The organism is Hamadaea sp. NPDC050747, from assembly GCF_040654195.1.
In the GTDB taxonomy this organism is placed as follows: Bacteria; Actinomycetota; Actinomycetes; order Mycobacteriales; family Micromonosporaceae; genus Hamadaea.
This window is the reverse complement of the sequence record NZ_JBFAHM010000013.1, coordinates 162,200-183,325: the sequence shown is the minus strand read 5'-3', so window position 1 is coordinate 183,325 and position 21,126 is coordinate 162,200. Positions and strand designations below refer to the sequence as shown.

Genomic DNA, 21,126 nt, shown 5'->3' with positions numbered 1-21,126 from the left:
TCCTCCCGGGTCATCCGGCGGTCGCGACGACGGTGCACTGGGCGCCGAGGCCCGGGCAGGTCAGCACGATCTCGGTCGTCGTGTCCACCGCAACCTGGGCGACCGCCTGATCCGGGGTCGGCGACGGCTGCGGTGAGGGCTCGACGGTGTCCTTGACGCGTACGCCGGCGCCGCCGGGCGCGGGTGCGTTGACCGCGAACGCCTTCGAGCTACGCAGGGTCAGCGTCTTGAGCCCGCCCGGGTCGGCCACGGTCAGCGTGCAGGTCCCGGTGAAGGTGAAGGTGGCCGGTTTGCCGTCGACCGCGCAGTCGGCCGTGACCGTCTCAGGGTCCACCGCCGACTGCTTCGCCCCGAACTTGCTCAGCCAGCTGAGGAAGTCGGGCGGGGCGGCCGGGTCGCCCTCGCCGCGGCGGCTGCCTAGCCCGACCGCCAGCACGAAGAGGACGACCAGCACCACGGCGAGGCTGATCAGCAGCACCTTCTGTTTGCCGCTCACGATCGCGGGCTCACGGCTTGATCAGGGGGATCTTCGTGATGAGCACGAGATCTCCCGGGTTGACGAAGATGCCGCTGGAGGTGATCACGATCTGGTCGACTCCGGCGTAGTACCCGGCGCTCGCCGCGTTCTTGCCGACGATGCGCAGGGTCAGGGTGTGCGTACCGGCGGCCAGTTTGAACGAGCCGACCGTCTGCAGCACGGTCTTCCGCACGTCCGGGGTGTACCCGGCGAAGGTGCCGCCGACGAGCTGACCGTCCACAGTCCACACGGTGTCGGCGTAGTCGAACGACGTCGTGCGTACGGTGCGCAGCGCGAGGGTGGCCTCCCGGTTGGTCTCGAAGGTGACCGACAGCGTCTCGTCCACGGCGTGCGCCTGGAACCACAGCTGCCGGTTGCCGCTCCAGACAAGGTTGCAGCAGTTGTCCTGGATGACCACCTGGGTCGCGCCGTTCTTCCGGAACAGCTGCGCCCCGGCGACCAGGTTCTCGCCCTCGAAGGTGAGGTTGATCGGGGTGACCGGCGTGGGCGACGCCGACGGGCTGCTGCTGGGCAGCACCTCCGGCTTGCCCTTGTTCGACACGATCAGCCAGGTCACGACACTGCCGACGAGCAGCACCAGGGCGACCGCCGCGGCGATCCACGGCCACACCGGCTTGGGCTTCTCCTTCGGCTTCCACTCGAAGGCGACCCGGCCGCTGGTCCGCGAGGACTCCTCGGGCGCGGTGTTCGCCGAGTACGCCAACCCCACGACGTCCGCGCGGGCGGGCGGCGTACCGGCCGGAATCTTGAGCTTGACCAGGAATTCGACGGATTCGTTGGGACCGACCCGCCGCTGTGGCTCGTCGACGGAGAACCAGTCGCGCTGCGCGCCGTCGCCGGGGACCACATCGAAGACCACGGTGTCGGCGGCCACGCCCGGATTGGTGACGCTGAACTTGAGTTCGCCGGCGTTCTCCGCGTTCAGGGTGAACTGCTCGGCGAGGGGGACCACGGCCCACTCGGTCGTCATGGGGGCTCCTTGAGTGATTAGGACGAGACAGACAGCTCGAAGGTGGTGGCGGCCGGCTTCTCCACGGCGACGAGCCGGGTGACCAGGGCCAGCCGGTCGGCGGCGGCCGGCGGTACGCGGACGATCAGATGGAAGGGGCGGTCGGCGGGCTCCGCCACGGTGAAACCCGGTACGCCGGTCGCGACCTCCAGGGCGCGGCACAGTCCGTAGGGCGTACCGCGCCATTGGGCGAGGTGTGCGCCGATGGCGACCAGGTTGCGCAGGTCGCCGGGGCGGATCGGCAGGCGGGCGCCGGAGGGTGCGGCGATCACCTGGTCGAGGGCGACCCATCGGGTCAGGTACGCGGCGAGCGCCGCCGAGGTGCGGTACGCCGAGAAGAGCGAGTCGACGTCGGCGAGGAGCCGTTCGTCCGGCTCGTGCAGGGTCTCCATCGCGTCGAGCAGCGCCCCGAGCACGCTGCCCGGGACGGCGGCCCGCTGGTACGCGGCCGGCAGTAGCCGCTCAATCGCCGCTCGGCGCATCCTGCTGCACCACCTTGATGTCGTGCTCGCCGGAGCAGAGCAGCCAGGTGTCGGGGACGGTGACGACGTCGGCGGTGGACTGGTTGGCGCTGGCCGTCCACTCCACCCCGGTCGGGCTGCGGAAGACGCCGTTCGCGCCGCCCGCCAGGATCAGCCGGCCCGCCCCGGCCCCGGCGCCGCCCGAAGGCGAAGCGCCCGAAGACGAAGCGCCCGAAGACGAAGCGCCCGAAGACGAAGCGCCGGACGAACAGGCGACCGCGTCCACCGGGACGAACCGAGTACGGTCGCGCAGTGGCAGACCGCAATTGACCGAGACGGTCTTCCACTGGGGATCGGCGGCGAGCGTGTCCAGGCTGAGCACGCCGCCGCTCTGCGTCGCCGCGACGGCCAGCCCGCCGGCGAAGTCGAGCGCCCGGCAGGTGCCGCCGGTCCAGCCCCCTTGGAGGCCCTGCCACTTCACGTCGGCTTCGAACAGCCTTGTCCGGTAGCAGCCGTGCCCGGGTTTCTGCGGATCGGCTTCGCCGGTGCCGGTCCAGAGCAGGGTCGCCGGTCCGTCGTACTGGACCGACAGCACGCGGTTGTCGGTGTTGGCCAGCCCGACGTTGGCGTACGAGCCGCCGCGGCCCGCGTTCGTCGACAAGTAGACGCCGAACTTGGCCATCGCCGCCAGCGCCACTCCGGCCACGCCGCGCTCGGAGACGAAGGTACGCACGGCGTAGAAGCCGCGGTCGGCGTCGGCCGCGTCGACCTGGATCGGCAGCGGAACCGAGCCGGGCAGCAGCGGGACCTCGTAAAGCCCGGTGTCGGTCGCCACGAGCAGAATGCCGACCCCGTCGCGGTCCAGCCAGGCGACGTCCTGCGCCCGGGAGTCCAATCCGGACAGCTGAGCCCAGGTCTCGCCGAGGTCCGTCGTCAGGTGCACTCGGGAACCCGTGTCCCGGTGGGTGAGGACCGCGACCGACCCCGGCCGGGGCACGATCCCGGGCCGGGACGGGGCCGGCGCGGGCACGACGCGGACGACGGTCTCGCCGTCGAACCGGCCGACCGCCTCCCAGCCCGCGCCGCCGTTCGTCGAGCGGAACAGCACCCCGCCGGTCCCGGCATACCAGGTTCGCGGCTGGTACTGGTCGGCCGCGAGGCAGCGTACGGCGGTGTCGGGCGCCTCGGCGACCACGAAGCGGACGTCGTCGACGTAGCGCACACCCGGCTCGGCCTGCTCCAGCATCCGGTACACATTGGACGCACGCAGGGGTTCGCCGAACGCCCATCCGGTCGGGTTCAACGCCGTCGGCAGTGGGCTGAGCGTCTGGTAAAGCCGGTCGTGGATACGACGGGCGACCGCCTCGGCGTCCTCCTCTCGGCGTACCACCACGGTGGCCTGGATCGAGACGGCCTTGTAGCGCGCCCAGGTGGCCCGGCAGCTCGTGCCCAGCGAGCGGCGCCGTTCGAGGTCGGCCTCGGCGCGGTCGCGTGCCTCCTCGACCTCGTGGTCGTGCAGCACCGCGACCGGCAGGCGGCCGCCGGGCCGCGCCTCGTCCGGGACCGACGGGACCAGCACGACCTCGACCTCGCCGGGTCGCGCGAAGCTGTAGACGTCCGCGCGGGTGAAGGCGCGGGCACGGGCGATCGCGCCGGACTTGGCCGCGAGGATCTCGTAGTCGCGCGCGGTCACCGCGCGTTGCTGAGCGAAGAACTCGTAGGGGCCGCGCAGCATCGCGGAGTCCATCGACTCCATCGCCCGGCCACCGCGGGCGGGCTGCGGATTCGTCGCCTTCACCCCGGGCAGCGGATCACGCAGCCCGGTCAGGGTGTCCGCGCCGACGTTGCCCGCCGGGCCGCCGCCCGCGCGGTACCAGACCCGGACCTGCCGGCCCGCGGGCGGCACGGCGGCGAGCGTGGCCAGGCCGTCGGAGGCTTCAGGGGTACGCAGATCGACGGCGGGCGCGAAGGTGAAGGTGCCGGTGGAGCGGTCGACGACGTAGACCTTCGCCTGACCGGACGCGGTCGGGCCGGCTTCGGCGAAGTTGGCGACCGGCCGCCAGATCTCATAGGTACGCCCCTCGTGTTCCCGGGCCGCCGCGCCCAACTCCACTGATCCGGCCGGGACCTCCACGCCCAGCAGCAGATCCAGTGACTCGGCGGTATGCGCCAGCGGCGCGCGCGCCGCTCGGAGGACCTGACCGGGTTCGCCGGTCCCGGTGCCGAGCAGTTCGGCCTCCACCAGCTCGCAGTGGTGCATGCGGACGGTGATCTCGGTTTGGCCGGAGGCCAGCAGCGCCGGTTCGGTGGTGACGAAGACGACCGGTTGCGGATCGGCGCCCCGCGCCGCGGCGACGCGGGTGCCGGCCGGGATCCGGATCGCGCCCTGGTCCGACCCGGTACGCGTGAAGGTCACGTCGGCCCAGGCGGCGGCGGGGGCGTGCCGACTGACGCCGAGGAGGTTCAGAAAGGCCACGTACGCCTTCTCCGGCAGCTGGTTCAGCCGGTAGACCATGACCTCGGTGAGGTGGGCGAACACCTCGACGAGGGCGATGCCGGGATCGTGGACGGACAGGTCCCAGTCCGGGTGGGACCGCCGGATCCGCTCCCGCGCCTCGGTCACGAGGTCGAGGAAGGTCCGGTCGTCGAGGTTGGGCACGGGCAGGGTCATCGGAGGTCTCCCGCGTCTTCGGAGCCGGGCTGGGCGTAGGGGTCGAGGTCCACCGAGAAGGCCAGGACGCCCGGCGACAGGCTCGCCTTCACCCGGTAGTCGAGCCGGATGAGCAGCCGCCACGGCGCGTCCGGGTCCGGGTGCGCGTCGACGTCGATCACGTCCACGCGCGGCTCCCAGCGGGCGATCGCCTGGCGTACGTAGTGGATGGCCAGCCCGGCGGTGGTGTCGTCGTTGGGCGCGAAGAGCAGCCGATGCAGCCGGGAGCCGTAGCCGGGGCGCATGAGCCGCTCGCCCGGGGTCGTCGAGAGCAGCAGGAACAGGGCCTGCCGCACGGATTCGTCGCCGTCGGTCATGGCCAGCGTCCCGGCGGAGGTCAGGCCGAGCCCGCCGGTGACGGCCGCGTCGAACCCGGCGCCCAGGAACCGGATCGCCTTCATAGGTCGGACCTCACGAACGTCTGCTGGGGATCACGGACCTTGTAGTGCACGAAGCCGGGCGGGGTGCCGTCGGTCAGGCCGTCCAGATGCGACAGCACGATCTCGTGGCCGTCGATCTTCAGCCGCTCGCTGTAGCCGACCGTGACCTTCAGGGTCTTCGCGCAGGGCTTGATCGTCGGGCCGTAGTTGGGGCAGGCGACGATGTCGCGCCCCTCCGGGTCGGTCGCGACCAGCACTGGCACCCGGCCGATGGTGACCCAGTGCTGCGAGGCCTGGTTGGTCACCCGGCCGTCGTGGTCGCACTTGATCACCGACTCGAGGTCGATCCATTCCATCGGCGTCCGCCTCCCCTCAGCCGCTCTGCCTCGCCGCGGCGGCCGCCTGTTCGGCCGCCGCCTGCGGGTCCTCGGGTGCGTCGGCGTGCTGGAAGTCGACGGTCCGCGCCCGGATGACCATCGCCTTGCCGGGCGCCTGCAGCACCAGCGGCGTCGCGGCGTGCAGGGTGGTCAGGTCCGGGGTCAGCTCCAGGTAGCTGCCCACCTCGGTCTCCAGCCGCAGGCTGCGGCCACCGTCGTCCACGACGATCTTCTGCCCGTACGCCGTGCGCATCGACCAGCGTTGCGCCTTGCCGTCGTTGATCCCGGCGTCGTAAGGCTCGACCGTGCCGAACAATGAGCCGAGGACGATCCCGGCGGCCGGTTCGCCGCCCGGCAACGCCACCAGGACGGTGTCCTCCGGATCGGGCAGCGCCACGATGCCCTTGCCCCGGCCCGCGCCCGGCAGGGCGAGGGCCAGCCAGCCCGCGTCGAGACCCCCGTACGCGGGCAGGTCCACCCGAACGCGGCCCAGCCGATCGGGATCGTCCACATCGGTCACCGAACCCAAGGTGAGCACCGCGGCCGAAGACTGCGCCGGCACGGGCGGCGGCTCGGTCGAGAACCGGGTCAGATGCCCGGCGACGTCGATCGTGTGCACCACCTCGGTCAGCACGTACGCCCCGCAGAACCGCTCAGCCACCCCGCCGATCGCGATCCGCCGCCCCGGCCGCAGCCGCCCGTCGCCGTCGGCCGTACCGGTCGCGGTCGCCCAAGCGGCCGTCCTCGTGTCCAGCCAGGCCTGAGCCAGGGCGGCCAGCTCGTCGTCGCTGCGACCGGGCTGGTTGACCGCGGTACGCGTACCGCCGGCCCCGACGTCGCCGGGATCCGGCCGCAGCGGGATCCTCCGGCCGGACCGGGCCGACCCGGCGGACTGCTCGATCAGCTCGGCCCGCTGCGGATGCCAGCCGAGCGCCGTGCTGTCGCCGGCCGCCTGGTCGAGGTTGGCCTCGACGCGTACGCCGAGCAGGGTCTTGCCCAGGTCGAGCGGCACGGGCAAGCCGTAGCCGTCCAAAGTGATCAGCCGGAGCGTGTCGCCGTCCACCGCCAGGTGGAGCCCGGCCCGCCCGGCGACCTCGACGAGCAGTTCCAGATCCGTCTGCCGGTGTTGCAGCAGGCGCTCGACGCGGGGGCCTCCGTCATCGTCGGCGGCGTCGACAGTCAGACCGACCTTTCCCGCTAGCTCACCGGCGAGGTCCGACACCGTCACCGATTCGAAGACCCGCAGCTCCTGATGTTTGCGCAGCCGATGCAACGGGTCGTACGCCCGCGCGCGCAACAGCGGGGCGCCGTCGGCGGCGTACTCGACCTCGACGGCGGTCACCTCACCGGTGAACAGGTCACCGGTCGTGTCGTCCAGCCGCACGGCCAGCGCCGCCCCGAGCGGGAACATCGCCGGATCCGCCCCCGACCCCGGATCGGCGGTGAAGGCCAGCTCGCACTGGCCGGGCTGGTCGAGCCGGGCCGAGACGCGTACGCCCACCAGCCGGGTCAGCGCCGACGGCGGCAACGGGGCGCCCTGCACCGTGACGGTGAGCGCGTGGGGCGTCACGGCGGTCACGGCGCATCACCGGCCGTCCCCGTGAGCGGCGGTACGGCCAACGCCGTCCCCGCCTCCACCTCGAACGGGTTGGTGATGCGGTTGTGCTCGGCCAGCAGCCGCCAGCGCAGCGGCGAGCCCAACGCGTCATGGGCCAGCAGATCGAACCGTACGCCGGTGCCGCCCTGCGTACTCGTCTCGCCGGCGGCGCGCCCGTCGCCGGTGGCCACGATCGCCGTGCCCGGCGCGGCGGGCGTACTGGCGGCGGCGAGCTCCTCGGAGAAACCCGCCTGCGCCTGATCCGCCGACTCCGCCACCCGGACCAGCTTCAGGCGCAGCCACGACCGTTTCGGCGTACCGGTGAGGGTGAAGGCGTCGAAGCGCTCGGCGATCGCCACGATGATCCCGGGCACCAGCCACGCCTTGCCCCAGGCGAAGAAGACCTTCGGCGGGCGCGGCCAGCCGTGCTCGGTCGCCGAGTTCTCCGCGAGCATCCACAACGGACGGGTCAGCGCGCGTACGTCGGTGGGGCGCATCTGCGCCTCCACGAAGTCGATGTCGAACAACAAGTCCAAGGTCAGCTCGGTACGCCCACCGCCGGTGAAGATCAGCGGATCGTCGGCCAGCCCCTGCCCGGTGATCTGCCCGGCCGCCGACGACCGCGGGCGTACCCCGGCCAGCCGGGTGACCTGGACGGTCTCCGGATTGAGCAGACAGTCCACGCGTACTCCGGTCTCGTCGATGAGGAAGGCGACCCGTTCCATCAGCCACCCGCCTGTTCCCGGTCGAGCCGAGCGACCCGCTCGGGGGTGAACAGCGGTGGCACGGCGCTCCACAGCTCGGCGTCGTCCGGCAGCTCCGGCCACGGACTCGCCGCATCCGGTGCGCTGCGCTCCACCGGATGCGCCGTCCGGCGAGCGGGTGCCATCGGCACCTCCCTACGCGCCCGCGTCACCACCGGATCAGGGATCCGAGTCGAATCTTGGTCCAAGATTCGACCGGGATCCGTGATCTGGTGCCAACGGGGAGACGTCGGCGAGTGGGAGGCCGACGCCCGAACGGCGGGCGGCACCGGCAGCGGCGGCGTGGTGGTGACCCTGGCGGCCCGTACCTCGCCTACGGCGCTGCCGGTGTCCGCGGTGGACCACCGCACCGGGGCCACAGGCGGTTCGCCGGGCAACGCCGGCCACCGCGCCGGTCCCACCGGCACCTCCCGTCCCGGTGTGACGACCGCGCGGGCCACCGGAGGGTCCACCGCGCCCGGCGTACGCCGAGCGAGCGGCACCGGCGTCCCCGGGCGCGAAGACGTCACCACCGGATCAGGGATCCGGGTCGAATCTTGGCCCAAGATTCGACCGAGATCCCTGATCCGGTGCGAATCGGGGGAGGGGGAGGGCGGCGTCACCAAGGCGGGCCCGGTCGGCAGCGGCCGCCCCGAGGACGTCACGGGTGCCGGAAGGTCGGACGCGACCGGCCAACCCGGGTACGCCGTTGGGCGTACCCCTTCGTCTGGAGCCGGAGCATCGCGCAGCAGGCCGGGCGCGTGCGCGGTGACCAGCGCGAGCCAGTGTTCCGGGGGCTGGCCCGGCCGGCGAGGCGCGGGCGTCTGGTCCGGCGGGTCCAGAACCGACGCCGCCCGCCGGAGCAACCCGGCCGCCAGGCTGACCGAACTCCTGGCGGTTCGCGCGAGCACTCCCCGGCTAGGCAGGCTTGGCCGCCGCGCCACTGCCGGTCTCCAGTTCCAGGCTTTCGTAGGCCAGCGCGATCGACTCGATCGCGATCTCCTGCGCGAGCGTGTTGAGGTGCGCCCCGCGCCACCGCGTCGGCCACGCGTTGATGACGTTCCAGCGCAGCACCTCGGTGGTGCCGGCCGCGTCGAGCAGGACGATGGAGACGTTGCGGCGGTTGACCGCGCCCTTGGCCGCCGTGTTGGCCCAGTCCCAGATCTCCCGGGACTGCGTCAGTCCGAAGTGGAGGACGATCGGCTCGTAGTCGACCTGGCCGGGCACGAAGCGGATGCGGTCGTTGCCCGCCTCCCGGTACGCGAGCCGCTGGATGGTGAACTCGAGCCCGGAGACCTCGGTGAAGTGCCCGTTGGTGACGCCGTTGATGAGCAGCTTGAAGTTGTACGCGCGGTAGGGGTCGACCGGCGCGCCCGGCTGCGGGGTGGCCTGTGCCATTGTCAGCTCCCAATCGTCTCGGTCTCGGTGCCGCCGGCCCACTGGCTCAGCTTGAACACCACGAACTCGGCCGGCTTGACCACCGCGATGCCGATGTGCGCGACCACCATCCCGGCGTCCCGCACGTCGGCCGGGTTGGTCTCCTCGTCGCACTTGACGAAGAACGCCTCCTCCGGCGTACGCCCCAGGAGCGCGCCGTCGCGCCAGACCCGGGTCAGGAAGGCGCCGATGTCGCGCCGGATCGAGCGCCACAGCGTGTAGTCGTTCGGCTCGAACACCATCCAGCGGGTGCCGTTGGCGATCGACTGCTCCAGCGAGATCGTCAGGCGGCGTACGTTGAGGTAGCGCCATTCGCTCGCCTCGGCGGCCAGGGTGCGGGCGCCCCAGACGCGGATGCCCTCGCCGGCGAAGGACCGGATGCAGTTGACCCCCTTGGGGTTGAGCACGTCCTGTTCCGAGCGGGTCAGCTGACGGGCGAGGTCGACCGCGCCGCGCACCGGCTCGTTGGCCGGAGCCTTGTGCACGCCACGCAGCGCGTCGGTACGCGCCCAGATCCCGGCGATGTGCCCGGACGGCGGGGTGTCGACGAGGTCGCCGGTCAGCGGGTCGCGCACGGTGATCCAGGGGTAGTAGAAAGTGCCGAACTCCGACTGCCGCGGCCGGTTGCCGACTTCGTCTGCCGAAGCCGACGGGGCTGGGGCGGCGGTGGCGTCGTCCGGCTTCGGCGGCTTGGCCGGCTTGTCGGTCGGCGTGCCGACCCGGGTCAGGCTGGCGATGTCGTCCACGTCCGGGGCCGGGTCGCAGATCGCGACCAGGGTCCGCAGCCGCTCGGCCAGGCTCAGCAGGGCCTCGGTGGCGACGGCGCCGTGGAACCCGGGCGCGGCCACGATCGACAGCTCGTCGACCGTCTCCAGTAGCTGCAGCCCGGCCCGCTTGCGGCCGGTGCCGCTGATCTGGCCGTTCGTCCCGACGTTGACCACCCAGCATCGGGTGCCGCCGTTGTCGAAGAAGCCGAAGACCGCCCGGGACAACGGAGTGCCCTGCGGGTTGTCCACTCCGGACGCGAAGACGTTCAGGAACTCGGTCCAGTTGTTGACCGGGACCGCGCGGTCGGAGACGGCGGCAGGATTCGGGGCGACCCCGACGAAGCCCGCCGTGCTGGTGCCCACCGCGCCGATCGGCCGCGCGCCACTGGGCACCTCCTCGACGTAGATGCCGGGGGAGAAGTAGTTGGGCATGTGAACTCCTCGGTGGTGAGGCTTTACCGGGTGGGCAGATCGCAGCGGAGGATGAGGTCCGGGCCGTCGGGATCGCGGCCGGGTTCGACCGCCGCCACGAAGGTCCGGCCCCGGCCGATCAGGCGAAGGCGTACCTCGCCGGTGTCGGGCACACCCGCGACGGTGAACCGCCCCCGGGCGTCGGTGGTGGTGGTCAACGTGGTGCCGAGCACCTCGACGCGGACGGCCGGCAGCGGGACGTCCCCGGGGCCGACGACGGTTCCGGCCAGCGTCCGCCGGGCGACGTGCTCGATCTTCAGCGGGTGGAGCACCGGCGGGGCCGGCTGCTCGGCGTACGCGACGACGGCCGGCAGGTCGACGATCAGCGCCGGCCGCGGCGGTACGCCCAGCGCCTGCCACAGCGCGGGATCGCCCGCGGTCAACAGAATCTCGGGCTCACCGGCGTGGACGGCGGCGGTCAGCACCGAGTCCAACGCTCGCACTGGCCCGGTCACGAGAAACCGCACAGTGAACCGGTACGGCTCCCGAGGGCCGGTGCCGCGTGTCTGGCGCGCCGGGCGTACTTCCAGGAGGTAGACCGTGACGCCGCCGGTCGGCGGGTGCGGTCCGCCGTGCGGGTCACCGTCATGCCGGAGCGCCACCGCGTCGGCGGCGATCGCCGCGTCCGGTTCGGACAGGCGCGCGGCGACCCCGGCCGTCCGCCCCAGCCAGTCGAGCAGCCGGGCGGTGGCCGCCTCGATGGGGCCGGGCCCGGGGTCGGTCATGCGGAGCATTCTGTGACGGGACGATCACTATTCACAGTCACCGATCCGTCACATGGGTGTCGCCGATCTAACGACCGCGTGGTCGCATTCGGGTGACGACACCCTGACGTTGCGTAGCTAGTCTGAGGGGTTGGCCTCGTTCAGGTGATCGTCTGTCAGTTCCTGGAGTTCGTGCTGCTTAGGGACGTCCCGGAGCGGCAGATACGGTTCGGCACGCGGCGGCAGCCCGGCCGCGATCGCCCGCGCCCGGCCGAGTTCGGCGTCGAACTCCGCGCCGAGCAGAACCGCCACATTGGTCAGCCACAGCCAGACGAGGAAGACGATCACCCCGCCGAGGGTTCCGTACGTCTTGTTGTACGACCCGAAATGGGCGACGTAGAAGGCGAACCCGGCGGACACCACGATCCACAGGACCACGGCGAGCAGACTGCCCGGGGTGATCCAGCGGAATCCGCCCTGGCGGGCGTTGGGGCTGGCCCAGTAGAGCAGCGCCAGCATCATCGTCACGCCGAGGATCAACGCGGGCCATTTCACCACGTCGAAGACGCGGACGCTCGCCTCCTCGAAGCCCAGCGCCTTACCGGTCTGCGCGGCCAGCCGGCCGGTGAAGACCACGGCCAGCGCGCTCGCGGCGAGGAACAGCCCGGTCACGGCGGTGATGGCCAGCTGCACCGGCACGGTCTTCCAGAACGGGCGCCCCTCCGGCACGTCGAAGATGCGGTTCGCCGCCCGCATGAACGATCCGATGTAGCCGGTCGCCGACCAGAACGCGATCACCAGACCCGCCACCGCCAGCACCCCGGCCGTCTGGCGGCTCTCCCGCAGGTTGTCGATACTGTCGGCGATGATCTGCTGAGCCGGGCCGGGCGTCAGCTCGCGGATGTTCGTCTCCACCGCGGTCGCGGTCGAGTCGCCCAGCAGGCCCACCCCGGCCACGAGGACGAGCAGACCCGGGAAGATCGACAAGATGCCGTAGTAGGTCAAGGCCGCGGCCATGTCGCCCAGGTCGTCGGAGACGAACTCGGCGACGGTACGCCGGAAGACGCGGACCCAGGCCCGGAAACCCAGGTCGGCGGGGCGTCGCGGCGCCCGTTTGAGCAGCCGGAGGAGGCGGTCGCGATGCAGCCGGCCGGGTTCGGTGCTGCGCGGCGTCTTGGGGGCCATGACCGTAGTTATACCCATGACTGCCCGCTTGCCATGCGCGCCGCGTCGTTGGCGCCGGCTCCTCCGCCGCGTCGTGGGCGCCGGCTCCGCCGCCGCCTCGTTGGCGCTGGATCAGGGTTCTCGGTCGAATCATGCGCCAAGATTCGACCTGGATCCCTGATCCAGCGCGGAAGTGTGCGCGGCGACGGCGGCGTACGTCGGGAGGATGAGGTCGGGACTGAGCGTGCGGTCAGGCGGTGGCGCGGTCGGCCCACGCCGTCCGCAGCGCTGCGACGGTCGCGCCGAGCGCTGGGCGTACCTCGGTGGCCTTGCGCCAGGCGACGACGACCCGCCGCGTCGGCCCGGGCTCGACGGGGACCACGGCCGTGCCCGGGACGGTGTGCGTACGCGCCAGCCGGGGAATCAGCGCGACGCCGAGTCCGGCCGCCACGAGGGTCTGCTGCGTCTCGAACTCGCCGACCAGGAAGTCCGGGCGTACGCCGGGCAGCACCCGCAGCAGCCAGTCGTGGCAGATCGTCCCGGGCGGCGACGCGATCCATCGTTCGCCGGCCGCGCGGGCCAGGGGTCCGGCGGGCGCACCGGCCAGCCGGTGTCCACTAGGGACGATGAGGTCGGCGCGATCGTGGCCAAGGGTCACATGTGCCACACCCTCGGGCAGCACGAGACCGATCTCCGGCCAGTCGTCGGCCACCACCACCTCGGCCCGGCCCCGCGTCAGCGCGTCCATCGCCTCGTACGGGTTGGTCTCGGCGATCCGGGTGGACAGCTGCGGATGCTTCGCCGCCAGCTCGGCCAGCGCGCGGGGGAGCAGCCCGCGGCACGCGGTCGCGAAGGCCGCGATGGTGATCGTGCCCGTGACGTCCTGGTGGTACGCCGCCAGCGCGGATTCGGCCTCGTCGACGGCGGCGAGCACCCGGGCGGCGTGTGCCGCGAGGATGTGCCCGGCATCGGTCAGCCGCAGCCCGCGCCCGTCCCGTTCGAGCAGCCGGGTGCCGGTCTCCCGGTCGAGCTTGGCGAGCTGCTGGCTGACCGCCGACGGGGTGATGTGCAGCGCGTCGGCGGCGGCGAGCACGCTGCCACAGGTCGCCACGGCGTCGAGGGCGCGGAGCCGTCCCAGATCCATGTAGCGAAGCTTAACTCAGCATGAAGAACAATTCGCTGGTGCTACATCGTGCGGTGAGCTGGGATGGGACCATGCGACCGCGCGACATTCTGCTGGCCGTCGGCATCGCCGCCGTCTGGGGCCTGAACTTCATCTCGATCAAACTCGGCCTCGACCGGATGCCCGCACTGCTGTTCTGCGCGCTGCGGTTGCTCGCGGTCGGCCTGCCGCTCCTCGTGCTGCGCCGGGGTCCGGGCGTGCCGTGGCGCTGGGTGGCGGCCTCGGCGCTGACGTTGGGCGTACTCCACTTCTCCCTGTTCTTCTGGGGCATCGCCGAGGGCATGCCGGCCGGGCTGACCTCGCTGGTCCTGCAGAGCCAGGCGATCTTCACCGTCCTGCTGGCCGTGCCGCTGCTCCGGGAGCGGCCGGGTCCCCGGCAGGTCGGCGGGCTCCTGCTGGCGACCGGTGGCATGGCCGTCGTCGCCGTCGGAATGGGCGGTGAACGTCCGCCGCTCGCCTTCGCCTTGGTCCTCGGGTCGGCCGCGTTCTGGGGGTTGAACAACATCGTCATGCGCAAGGCGGCCCCGCCGGACATGGCCCGCTTCATGATGTGGGTGGGCGCCGTCGGCGGGCTGCCGCTGCTCGGGATCTCGGTCGCCGTCGACGGCTTCTCCGCCGACCTCACCGCGATCCGCGGGATCGACGCCACCGCGCTCGGAGCGATCGCGTACACGAGTGCGTTGTCGACCATCGTCGGCTTCGGGCTGTGGGGCGTCCTCATCCGCCGCTACGGCGCGGGCACGGTCGCGCCGTTCTCGATGCTCGTCCCCTTCTTCGGGATGTCCAGCGCCGTGCTCTTCCTCGGCGAGCGCCTCGAAGCCACCGACATCCTCGGCGGTCTGCTTGTCGTGGGCGGCATCCTGCTCGGCGCGCTGCGGCGGGTGACGCGTTCGTCTCAGCGGCCGGACTCGGACCGGGCCGCGACGCCGGAACCTGTACTTTCGAGGACATGACGGTTGCCGTACGGGTCATCCCCTGCCTCGACGTGGACGCCGGCCGGGTGGTGAAGGGCGTCAACTTCGCCGACCTCCGCGACGCCGGGGACCCGGTCGAGCTGGCCGCCGCGTACGACGCGGCCGGGGCCGACGAGGTGACCTTCCTCGACGTCAGCGCCAGCTCCGAAGGGCGCGGCACCATGCTGGAGGTCGTCCGGCGGACGGCGGAGACGGTGTTCATCCCGTTGACCGTCGGCGGCGGCGTCCGCAGCGTCGCCGACGTGGATGTGCTCCTGCGCGCGGGCGCGGACAAGGTCGGCGTGAACACCGCCGCCCTGGCCCGCCCTGACCTGATCAGCGAGATCGCCGAGCGCTTCGGCAACCAGGTGCTGGTGCTGTCCCTCGACGTCCGGCGTACGCTCGACCGCCTGCCGCACGCGCCGAGCGGGTTCGAGGTCACCACCCACGGCGGGCGCAAACCGGCCGGGGTCGACGCCGTCGAGTGGGCGCGCCGGGCCGAGGAGCTGGGCGCGGGGGAGATCCTGCTCAACTCGATGGACGCCGACGGCACCAAGGGCGGGTTCGACCTGGAACTGATCTCCGCCGTCCGGGCGGCGGTCGACATCCCGGTGATCGCCAGCGGTGGCGCCGGACGGGCCGAGGACTTCCCGCCCGCGATCGACGCGGGAGCCGACGCCGTGCTCGCGGCGAGCGTCTTCCACTTCGGCGAGGTCACCATCGCCGAGGTGAAGGGTGCGCTCGCGGCGGCGGGGCACCCCGTCAGAATCTGACGTTCTCCGATCTTTCCTGGTGCGGTAGCGTGCCCGACGTGACCCAGACGAACACCGTGCTGCGGCCACCGGCGCCCGGCCCTCGCCCGCAGACGCTGCTGTGGGTGCTGCTGGGCGCGTTGCCCCTGCTCATCGCGGTCGGGTACGCCTCGGGCGTACTCCTGGCCAAGCGAGCCAACGCGATCGACGCAGCGGCGCGGGCGCGCCCGTCGGCCGCCGCGCTCGCCCCGTCGTCGTCGCCGTCGGGATCGCGTACGCCGAGCCCGCGGCCGGTGCCCGCGCCGACCTGGCTCACCTCGACGAAACCGCCCGCGCTTCGGCAGGTCTCCGGCAAGGCGGTGCTGGGACCGGTCTACGTCGCGCGGGACACCACCTACACGGCCGCCTTCCCGGGGTGGCCCTTCGCGTTCCGCCTGCCCGACGGGTGGAACTGCGTCAACGGCGACACGCTCCCGACCGCCCCGACGGCGTACCGCAAAGTCTGCGTGGACGAGAAGTCCGCGGAGAGCAAGCAGGCCGTGGTCCTGAGTCTGCTGCGCTGTGAGCGCGACTGCACCACGGCCCGGATGCGCGCGTGGGCGCTGAGCTGGCTCGCGCAGGCCGGCACCCCGGTACGCGACGACGCGCGGACCTGGCACGTGGAGACGCCCCAGGACGCGCGGGGGTTGTGGGTGCTGGACCTCGCGCACGTGTTCAGCCGGAACGGCGAGGACTACCTCGTGGTGCTGTACGCCCAGTCCCCGGCCGCCGACCGCGCTGCCCCGTTGAAGATCGCCAACGACATCGTCGCCCAGGCGGGCTGATCATTGCGTCAGGCATGCTGTTTCAACGGACATTCTGCCCCGCGAAACCGCATGGCTGACGCGATGATCACGCCACAGCGGAAGAGGGAGTGGGAGTCGGAGTGGGAGTAGCGGCGACAGGAGGAGTGCTGCGCACGGCGAACAGCGGGATGAACACCTGGGCGAGCGGGCCGATGGCGAGCGCGTAGAGCACCGTTCCGATGCCGAAGGTGCCGCCGAGCAGGAAGCCGATGGCGACGACCACGACCTCGATCGAGGTGCGCGCCACCCGGATGGACAGCCCGCGCTTGGCCAGGCCGGTCATCAGCCCGTCGCGGGGGCCGGGGCCGAAGTGGGCGCCGATGTAGAGGCCGGTCGCGACCGCGTTGAGCAGTACGCCCGCGAGCAGGTAGCCGATGCGCACCCACATCGCGCGGGGTTCGGGGAGCACGAGCGCGGTCAGGTCGACGAACGGCCCGATGAGCAACATGTTCGCGATGGTGCCGAGGCCGGGCTTCTGCCGGAGTGGGATCCAGCACAGCAGCACGACCGCCGCGACGAGGACCACGATGGTCCCGATCGTCAGCCCGGTCTTGGTGTGCAGGCCCTGGTCGAGGACGCTCCACGGCTGGTTGCCGAGGTGGGCCGCGATCATGAGCTGGATGCTCACGCCGTACAGCGCCAAGCCGGTCACGAGGCGGAACAGCCGGCTGACGGTCTTGTCACCAAAGCGCATGCATGCCACTCTAGGGCCAGGTGGCCTGTTGCAAAGCGGCCAATTGGCGGGAGGTGGCCCCATGAGTGGCTTGGTACGCGGTGGCCAGCTGGCCCGCCTGCTCGGCGAATGGCACGCGCTGCCGGCCCGCCGGCGGAGCCCGGACTACCTGGCGCTGGCCGGGGCGGTGCGGGGCCTGCTGACCGACGGCCGCCTGGCCTTGGGCGTACGCCTCCCGGCGGAACGCGAACTCGCCGAGGCGCTCGGGATCTCCCGGACGACGGTGTCGGCCGCGTACCGGGAGCTGCGCGACTCCGGCCACCTGGCGAGCCGCCGCGGCTCCGGGAGCTGGACGACCCTCCCCGAGGGTATGCGCGTCGGCGCGAGCGGCCTGTGGGGACCCTCCCCCCAAGCCGAGCCGGGCGTCATCGACCTGAGCTGCGCCGCCCCGGCCGCCCCGCCCGAGCTGGTGGAGGCCGCGCGGGCCGCCGTCGACGACCTGCCGGCGTACCTGGGGCAGGTGGGCTACTGGCCGTGCGGGCTGGACGTGCTGCGCGAAGTGGTCGCCGATCGCTACACCGCCCGTGGCCTGCCGACCCGGCCCGAGCAGATCCTCATCACCAACGGCACCCAGCACGCGCTGGACCTGGTCGTCCGGCTGCACGTGCATCCAGGCGCGCCGGTGCTGACCGAGTCGCCGACCTACCCGGGGGCGCTCGCCGCGCTCGCCGGAGCGCGGGCGCGGATCGCGACGCACGGGCTCGCCCACGACGGCTGGGACGGCGAGCTGCTGCTCGACACGTTGCGGCAGACCCGGCCGCGGTTGGCGTACCTGGTGCCGGAGTTCCAGAACCCGACCGGCCACCTCATGCCGGTCAAGCTGCGCGAACAGCTCCCGGCGGTGGCGCACAGCGCCGGGGTGGACCTCGTCATCGACGAGTCCTTTGTGGACATGCACTTGTTCGACGACCGCAGCGCGATGCCGCCACCGGTCGCGGCCTTCGACCGGCACAGCCGGGTGATGACGATCGGCGGACTGTCCAAACCGTACTGGGGCGGCATGCGGATCGGCTGGATCCGGGCGGCCGCGCCGCTCGTCCAGCGCCTCGCCGCGGTCCGGGTCGGCGTCGACATGGCCAGCCCCGTGCTCGACCAGCTCGTGGCGGTGCGGCTGCTGGCGTACGGGCCCGAGGTGGTCGACGCCCGCCGGCCAGGCCTGCGGTCGCGCCGCGACACCCTGGTCAAGGCGCTCGCGGACCGGTTGCCCGAGTGGCGGGTCAGCGTCCCGGAAGGCGGGCTGACCCTGTGGGCCGAACTCGACGCGCCCGTCTCCAGCGCATTGGCGCGCGCTGCCGAAAGCCAAGGGGTACGCCTCGCGCCGGGGCCGAGATTCGGCGTGGACGGCACGCTGGAACGCTTCCTGCGCGTCCCGTTCACCCTGCCCGAGGAAGACCTGGTGGACGCGGTCGACCGGATCGCCAGAGCGCGCTTCGACCTCGATCGCGCCCCGGATCAGGCGATCTACGCCACCGAACAAGCCCTCATCGCCTGACCCCCGTTACGTGATCGGCGCTGGATCAGGGACCTCGGTCGAATCTTGGCCCAAGATTCGACCCGGATCCCTGATCCAGCGCCGGTGGCGCGATCAGACCTCGGCGAGGCTGCCGGCGTACATCGCCTCGATCTCGTCCTTGAAATTGGCCTCGATGATCCGGCGCTTGAGCTTCAGCGACGGAGTGATCTCGCCGTCTTCGATGGTGAGGTCGCGCGGCAGAATCGCGAACTTCTTGATGGTCTCCCACCGGTTGAGGCGCCCGTTCAGGTCGGCGACGGCTGCCGCCACGACCTCGTTGGCCTCCTTCGACGCGACGATCTCGGCGTACGACTTGCCTTCCAGCGGGCCGCCGTGCGACCAGGTGGTGACGGCGTCGGCGTCGAGCGTGACGACCATCGTGCAGTAGTTGCGGGACTGGCCGATGACCAGGACCTGCGAGACCAGCGGGCACAGCGCCTTGAAGACGCCCTCGATGTGGCTGGGCGCGATGTACTTGCCGCCGGACGTCTTGACGAGGTCCTTCTTCCGGTCGGTGATCTTCAGGAAGCCGGCGTCGTCGAGTTCGCCGATGTCGCCGGTCCGGAAGTAGCCGTCCTCGGTGAACGCGGCGGCCGTCTCGTCGGGCAGGTTGTGGTAGCCGCGCATGATCGGGGCGCCGCGCAGCAGCACCTCGCCGTCGGTGTCGATCTTGATCTCCAGGTCGCCGAGGGCCGGGCCGACCGTGCCGATCCGCAGTGCGCCGGGCCGGTTGACGCAGTTGCCCGCGCTCGACTCGGTCAGGCCGTAGCCCTCCGAGATGGGCAGACCGGCGGCGGCGAAGAACTCCGCGATCGGGACCGACAGCGGAGCCGAGCCGGAGACGAGGTAGCGGATCCGGCCGCCCAGCCGGGCCTGGAGCTTGCTGAAGACCAGCCGCTCGGCGACCTTGTACTTCAGGGCCAGCCCGCCGGGGACGGGCTTGCCCGCCTGCTCGAGTTCGACCTTCTGCTTGCCGACGCGGACGGCCCAGCCGAAGATCTTCAGCTTCGCGCCGCCGTCCTCCTGCACGCCGGTGACGACCCGGTTGTAGACCTTCTCGAAGATGCGGGGCGCGGCGGCCATCAGCGTCGGGCGGACGATGCCGAGGTTCTCGACGATCTTGTCGACCCGGCCGTCCACATAGGTCTTCACGCCGACGTGGATGATGCCGCAGATCAGCGTCTTGCCGAAGGAGTGCGACAGCGGCAGCCAAAGGAACTGGAGGTCCTCGGGGATGAGGACGCCGACCTCACCCTGGACCACGCCTTCCCAGCACCAGCCCCGGTGCAGCAGCTCGACGCCCTTCGGGCGGCCGGTGGTGCCGGAGGTGTAGATGAGGGTCGCCAGGTGGTCGGGCTCGATGCCCGCGACGATCTCGTCGATCAGGCCGGGGTTCTCGGCGAGCACCTGAGCGCCCTTGAGTTCCAGGTCGGCCAAGGTGAGCTGCGGTACGCCCGCCGCCGGGTCGGCCTCGCCGTCGATCAGCACGACGTGGGTGATCGACGGGACCGGGGCGGCGGTGAGCTTCGCCGCCTGCGCCGGGTTCTCCGCGATCAGCACCTTCGAGCCGGAGTCGGCGATGATGTAGCAGGCGTCCTCCGCCTCCGTGGTGGGGTAGACGGTGGTGGTCGCGCCGCCCGCGCACATGATGCCGAGGTCGGCCAGAATCCACTCCAGCCGGGTGCCGGCGAGGATCGCCACCCGGTCCTCGTGCCCGACGCCGAGCGTGGTCAGGCCGGCGGCGATCTGCCGTGCCTGTTCGCCGACCTCGGCCCAGGTGAGGTAGTGCGGCTCGCCGTCCGGGCCGGGGCCGCCGAAGGCGTCCTTCTCCGGGGTGGCGGCCACCCGGCTCAAGAACATCTCCGGAATCGACCGGTAGGGAACCTGGGTCGTGGTCATGGCCGAGCTGCCCTCCGAAGTTTGGAACGTGTTTATGGGTGACGTGCGCCACGTTTCACTGGTGTTACCGAAGGGTAGCCGCCCGTGCTCGCCATAGCCATACCCGGCCGTCTCGTTTCGGCCGGGCCTAAATCCCTAGGCGCGCACGGCTCAGCCGCTCCGCGCTCCCGGCGTCGCCGCCCAGCTCCACTCGGGCGTACGCCTGGCGGCCGCTCACGAACAGGGACAGCTCGCCCGGATCTCCGGTCACGGTCACCCGCGGTCCGCCGGCGCCGGCCGTGACCGCTCCGAACTCGCCCGCGTCGAGGACGACGGTCGCCGGGAAACGGCGGAGCGCCAGCCGGGCCGTACGGCGTACGCGGTCCCAGAGGGCGGCCTGGTGCGCTGAGGCCAGGACGCGGGGCGACCAGTCCGGCTGGGCACGGCGGGCGTCTTCGTGGTGGATGAACATCTCCGTGACGTTGACCAGCTCGTCGAGCAGCGGGTTGCTGACCGGGCTCCAGATGGGCGGCTCGCGTAACTCGGCGATCAGGTCGGCGAAGTCCCGGGCGGCGAAGCGCTCCTGGACGGCCCGGGTATGCGCGGCGACCGGCTTGAGCACGATGCCGAGCGCCGCGTCTGGGCGGCGTTCCCGGGTCACGAGGTGCGCGGCCAGATCTCGGGTGGCCCATCCGTCGCACAGCGTCGGCGCGTCGGGGCCGACCTCCGACAGAAGGTCGGCGAGCGCCAGGCGTTCGCGTCGTGCGTACCGGCTCATAAGCCGATCGTACGGAGACTGAAGTGTGACGCCACCCACAGCGGATTCCGGATAGCTTCGGCGCGCACTCTCAGTAAGGATGAACACCGGGTTAGGAACTTACGAGGGACAAGCGGGGCGTGGTGGCCGAGAG

At 71.8% G+C, this 21,126-nt stretch carries 21 protein-coding genes; 4 read left to right on the top strand and 17 right to left on the bottom strand.

The window, feature by feature from the left end:
- Positions 1–10 precede the first annotated feature (10 nt).
- From AB0H43_RS29640 to AB0H43_RS29575, 14 genes are all read right to left on the bottom strand, one after another.
- Entirely contained in the window at positions 11–496 is a 486-nt protein-coding gene (locus tag AB0H43_RS29640; RefSeq protein WP_360004650.1) for a hypothetical protein, read from the bottom strand.
- A 10-nt stretch (positions 497–506) separates the two neighbouring features.
- On the bottom strand, positions 507–1,508 hold the full coding sequence (locus AB0H43_RS29635; RefSeq protein WP_360004648.1) for a hypothetical protein: 1,002 nt from the start codon (positions 1,506–1,508) through the stop codon (positions 507–509).
- Positions 1,509–1,525: 17 nt separating this feature from the next.
- The gene (locus AB0H43_RS29630; protein WP_360004646.1) at positions 1,526–2,029 is read right to left on the bottom strand and encodes a phage tail protein; all 504 of its coding nucleotides are present in this window, start codon (positions 2,027–2,029) and stop codon (positions 1,526–1,528) included.
- Complete coding sequence (locus tag AB0H43_RS29625) at positions 2,010–4,679, bottom strand: putative baseplate assembly protein (RefSeq protein ID WP_360004644.1); 2,670 nt, start codon at positions 4,677–4,679, stop codon at positions 2,010–2,012. Before AB0H43_RS29625 ends, AB0H43_RS29630 begins: the two co-directional genes overlap by 20 nt.
- Positions 4,676–5,119, bottom strand: coding sequence for a GPW/gp25 family protein (locus AB0H43_RS29620; protein ID WP_360004642.1), 444 nt, complete (start codon positions 5,117–5,119; stop codon positions 4,676–4,678). Before AB0H43_RS29620 ends, AB0H43_RS29625 begins: the two co-directional genes overlap by 4 nt.
- Positions 5,116–5,454 carry a hypothetical protein gene (locus AB0H43_RS29615; protein WP_360004640.1) on the bottom strand — a complete coding sequence of 113 codons (339 nt, stop codon included), beginning with the start codon at positions 5,452–5,454 and terminating at the stop codon, positions 5,116–5,118. The genes AB0H43_RS29620 and AB0H43_RS29615 overlap by 4 nt, the downstream gene beginning before the upstream one ends.
- A 16-nt stretch (positions 5,455–5,470) precedes the next feature.
- A complete protein-coding gene (locus tag AB0H43_RS29610) occupies positions 5,471–7,054 on the bottom strand; it encodes a phage baseplate assembly protein V (protein WP_360004638.1) in 1,584 nt (527 codons plus the stop codon).
- Entirely contained in the window at positions 7,051–7,797 is a 747-nt protein-coding gene (locus AB0H43_RS29605) for a hypothetical protein (protein ID WP_360004636.1), read from the bottom strand. The genes AB0H43_RS29610 and AB0H43_RS29605 overlap by 4 nt, the downstream gene beginning before the upstream one ends.
- Entirely contained in the window at positions 7,797–8,726 is a 930-nt protein-coding gene (locus AB0H43_RS29600) for a hypothetical protein (RefSeq protein WP_360004635.1), read from the bottom strand. The genes AB0H43_RS29605 and AB0H43_RS29600 overlap by 1 nt, the downstream gene beginning before the upstream one ends.
- Before the next feature lie 7 nt (positions 8,727–8,733).
- Positions 8,734–9,213: a phage tail protein gene (locus AB0H43_RS29595; protein ID WP_360004633.1), complete on the bottom strand. Its 480-nt coding sequence runs from the start codon at positions 9,211–9,213 to the stop codon at positions 8,734–8,736.
- A gap of 2 nt (positions 9,214–9,215) precedes the next feature.
- Positions 9,216–10,451, bottom strand: coding sequence for a phage tail sheath subtilisin-like domain-containing protein (locus tag AB0H43_RS29590; protein ID WP_360004631.1), 1,236 nt, complete (start codon positions 10,449–10,451; stop codon positions 9,216–9,218).
- 23 nt (positions 10,452–10,474) lie between these two features.
- A complete protein-coding gene (locus tag AB0H43_RS29585) occupies positions 10,475–11,215 on the bottom strand; it encodes a carboxypeptidase regulatory-like domain-containing protein (protein ID WP_360004629.1) in 741 nt (246 codons plus the stop codon).
- Between the two features lie 117 nt (positions 11,216–11,332).
- Complete coding sequence (locus AB0H43_RS29580) at positions 11,333–12,379, bottom strand: YihY/virulence factor BrkB family protein (protein WP_360004628.1); 1,047 nt, start codon at positions 12,377–12,379, stop codon at positions 11,333–11,335.
- Between the two features lie 229 nt (positions 12,380–12,608).
- Positions 12,609–13,502, bottom strand: a complete 894-nt coding sequence (locus tag AB0H43_RS29575) for a LysR family transcriptional regulator (protein ID WP_360004626.1) — start codon at positions 13,500–13,502, stop codon at positions 12,609–12,611.
- A 71-nt stretch (positions 13,503–13,573) separates the two neighbouring features.
- Here AB0H43_RS29575 and AB0H43_RS29570 point away from each other — a divergent pair, with 71 nt between their 5' ends.
- From AB0H43_RS29570 to AB0H43_RS29560, 3 genes are read left to right on the top strand one after another with little or no spacing between them, the layout of a single operon-like run.
- Positions 13,574–14,494, top strand: coding sequence for an EamA family transporter (locus AB0H43_RS29570; protein WP_360004624.1), 921 nt, complete (start codon positions 13,574–13,576; stop codon positions 14,492–14,494).
- Positions 14,491–15,267, top strand: a complete 777-nt coding sequence (gene hisF, locus AB0H43_RS29565) for an imidazole glycerol phosphate synthase subunit HisF (protein ID WP_360004622.1) — start codon at positions 14,491–14,493, stop codon at positions 15,265–15,267. Before AB0H43_RS29570 ends, hisF begins: the two co-directional genes overlap by 4 nt.
- Positions 15,268–15,305: 38 nt before the next feature.
- Positions 15,306–16,070 (top strand): hypothetical protein, encoded by a 765-nt coding sequence (locus tag AB0H43_RS29560; protein WP_360004621.1) that lies wholly within the window; start codon positions 15,306–15,308, stop codon positions 16,068–16,070.
- Positions 16,071–16,137: 67 nt separating this feature from the next.
- Here the strand turns inward: AB0H43_RS29560 and AB0H43_RS29555 are convergent, their stop codons facing one another.
- Positions 16,138–16,785: a hypothetical protein gene (locus AB0H43_RS29555; protein ID WP_360004619.1), complete on the bottom strand. Its 648-nt coding sequence runs from the start codon at positions 16,783–16,785 to the stop codon at positions 16,138–16,140.
- A 61-nt stretch (positions 16,786–16,846) separates the two neighbouring features.
- On the opposite strand from AB0H43_RS29555, the gene AB0H43_RS29550 reads away from it, so the two are divergent.
- A complete protein-coding gene (locus tag AB0H43_RS29550) occupies positions 16,847–18,316 on the top strand; it encodes a PLP-dependent aminotransferase family protein (RefSeq protein ID WP_360004617.1) in 1,470 nt (489 codons plus the stop codon).
- Positions 18,317–18,409: 93 nt separating this feature from the next.
- Here the strand turns inward: AB0H43_RS29550 and AB0H43_RS29545 are convergent, their stop codons facing one another.
- Together AB0H43_RS29545 and AB0H43_RS29540 are read right to left on the bottom strand one after the other, a co-directional pair.
- On the bottom strand, positions 18,410–20,236 hold the full coding sequence (locus AB0H43_RS29545; protein WP_360004615.1) for a long-chain fatty acid--CoA ligase: 1,827 nt from the start codon (positions 20,234–20,236) through the stop codon (positions 18,410–18,412).
- A 127-nt stretch (positions 20,237–20,363) separates the two neighbouring features.
- A complete protein-coding gene (locus tag AB0H43_RS29540; protein ID WP_360004613.1) occupies positions 20,364–20,993 on the bottom strand; it encodes a TIGR03085 family metal-binding protein in 630 nt (209 codons plus the stop codon).
- Positions 20,994–21,126 lie beyond the last annotated feature (133 nt).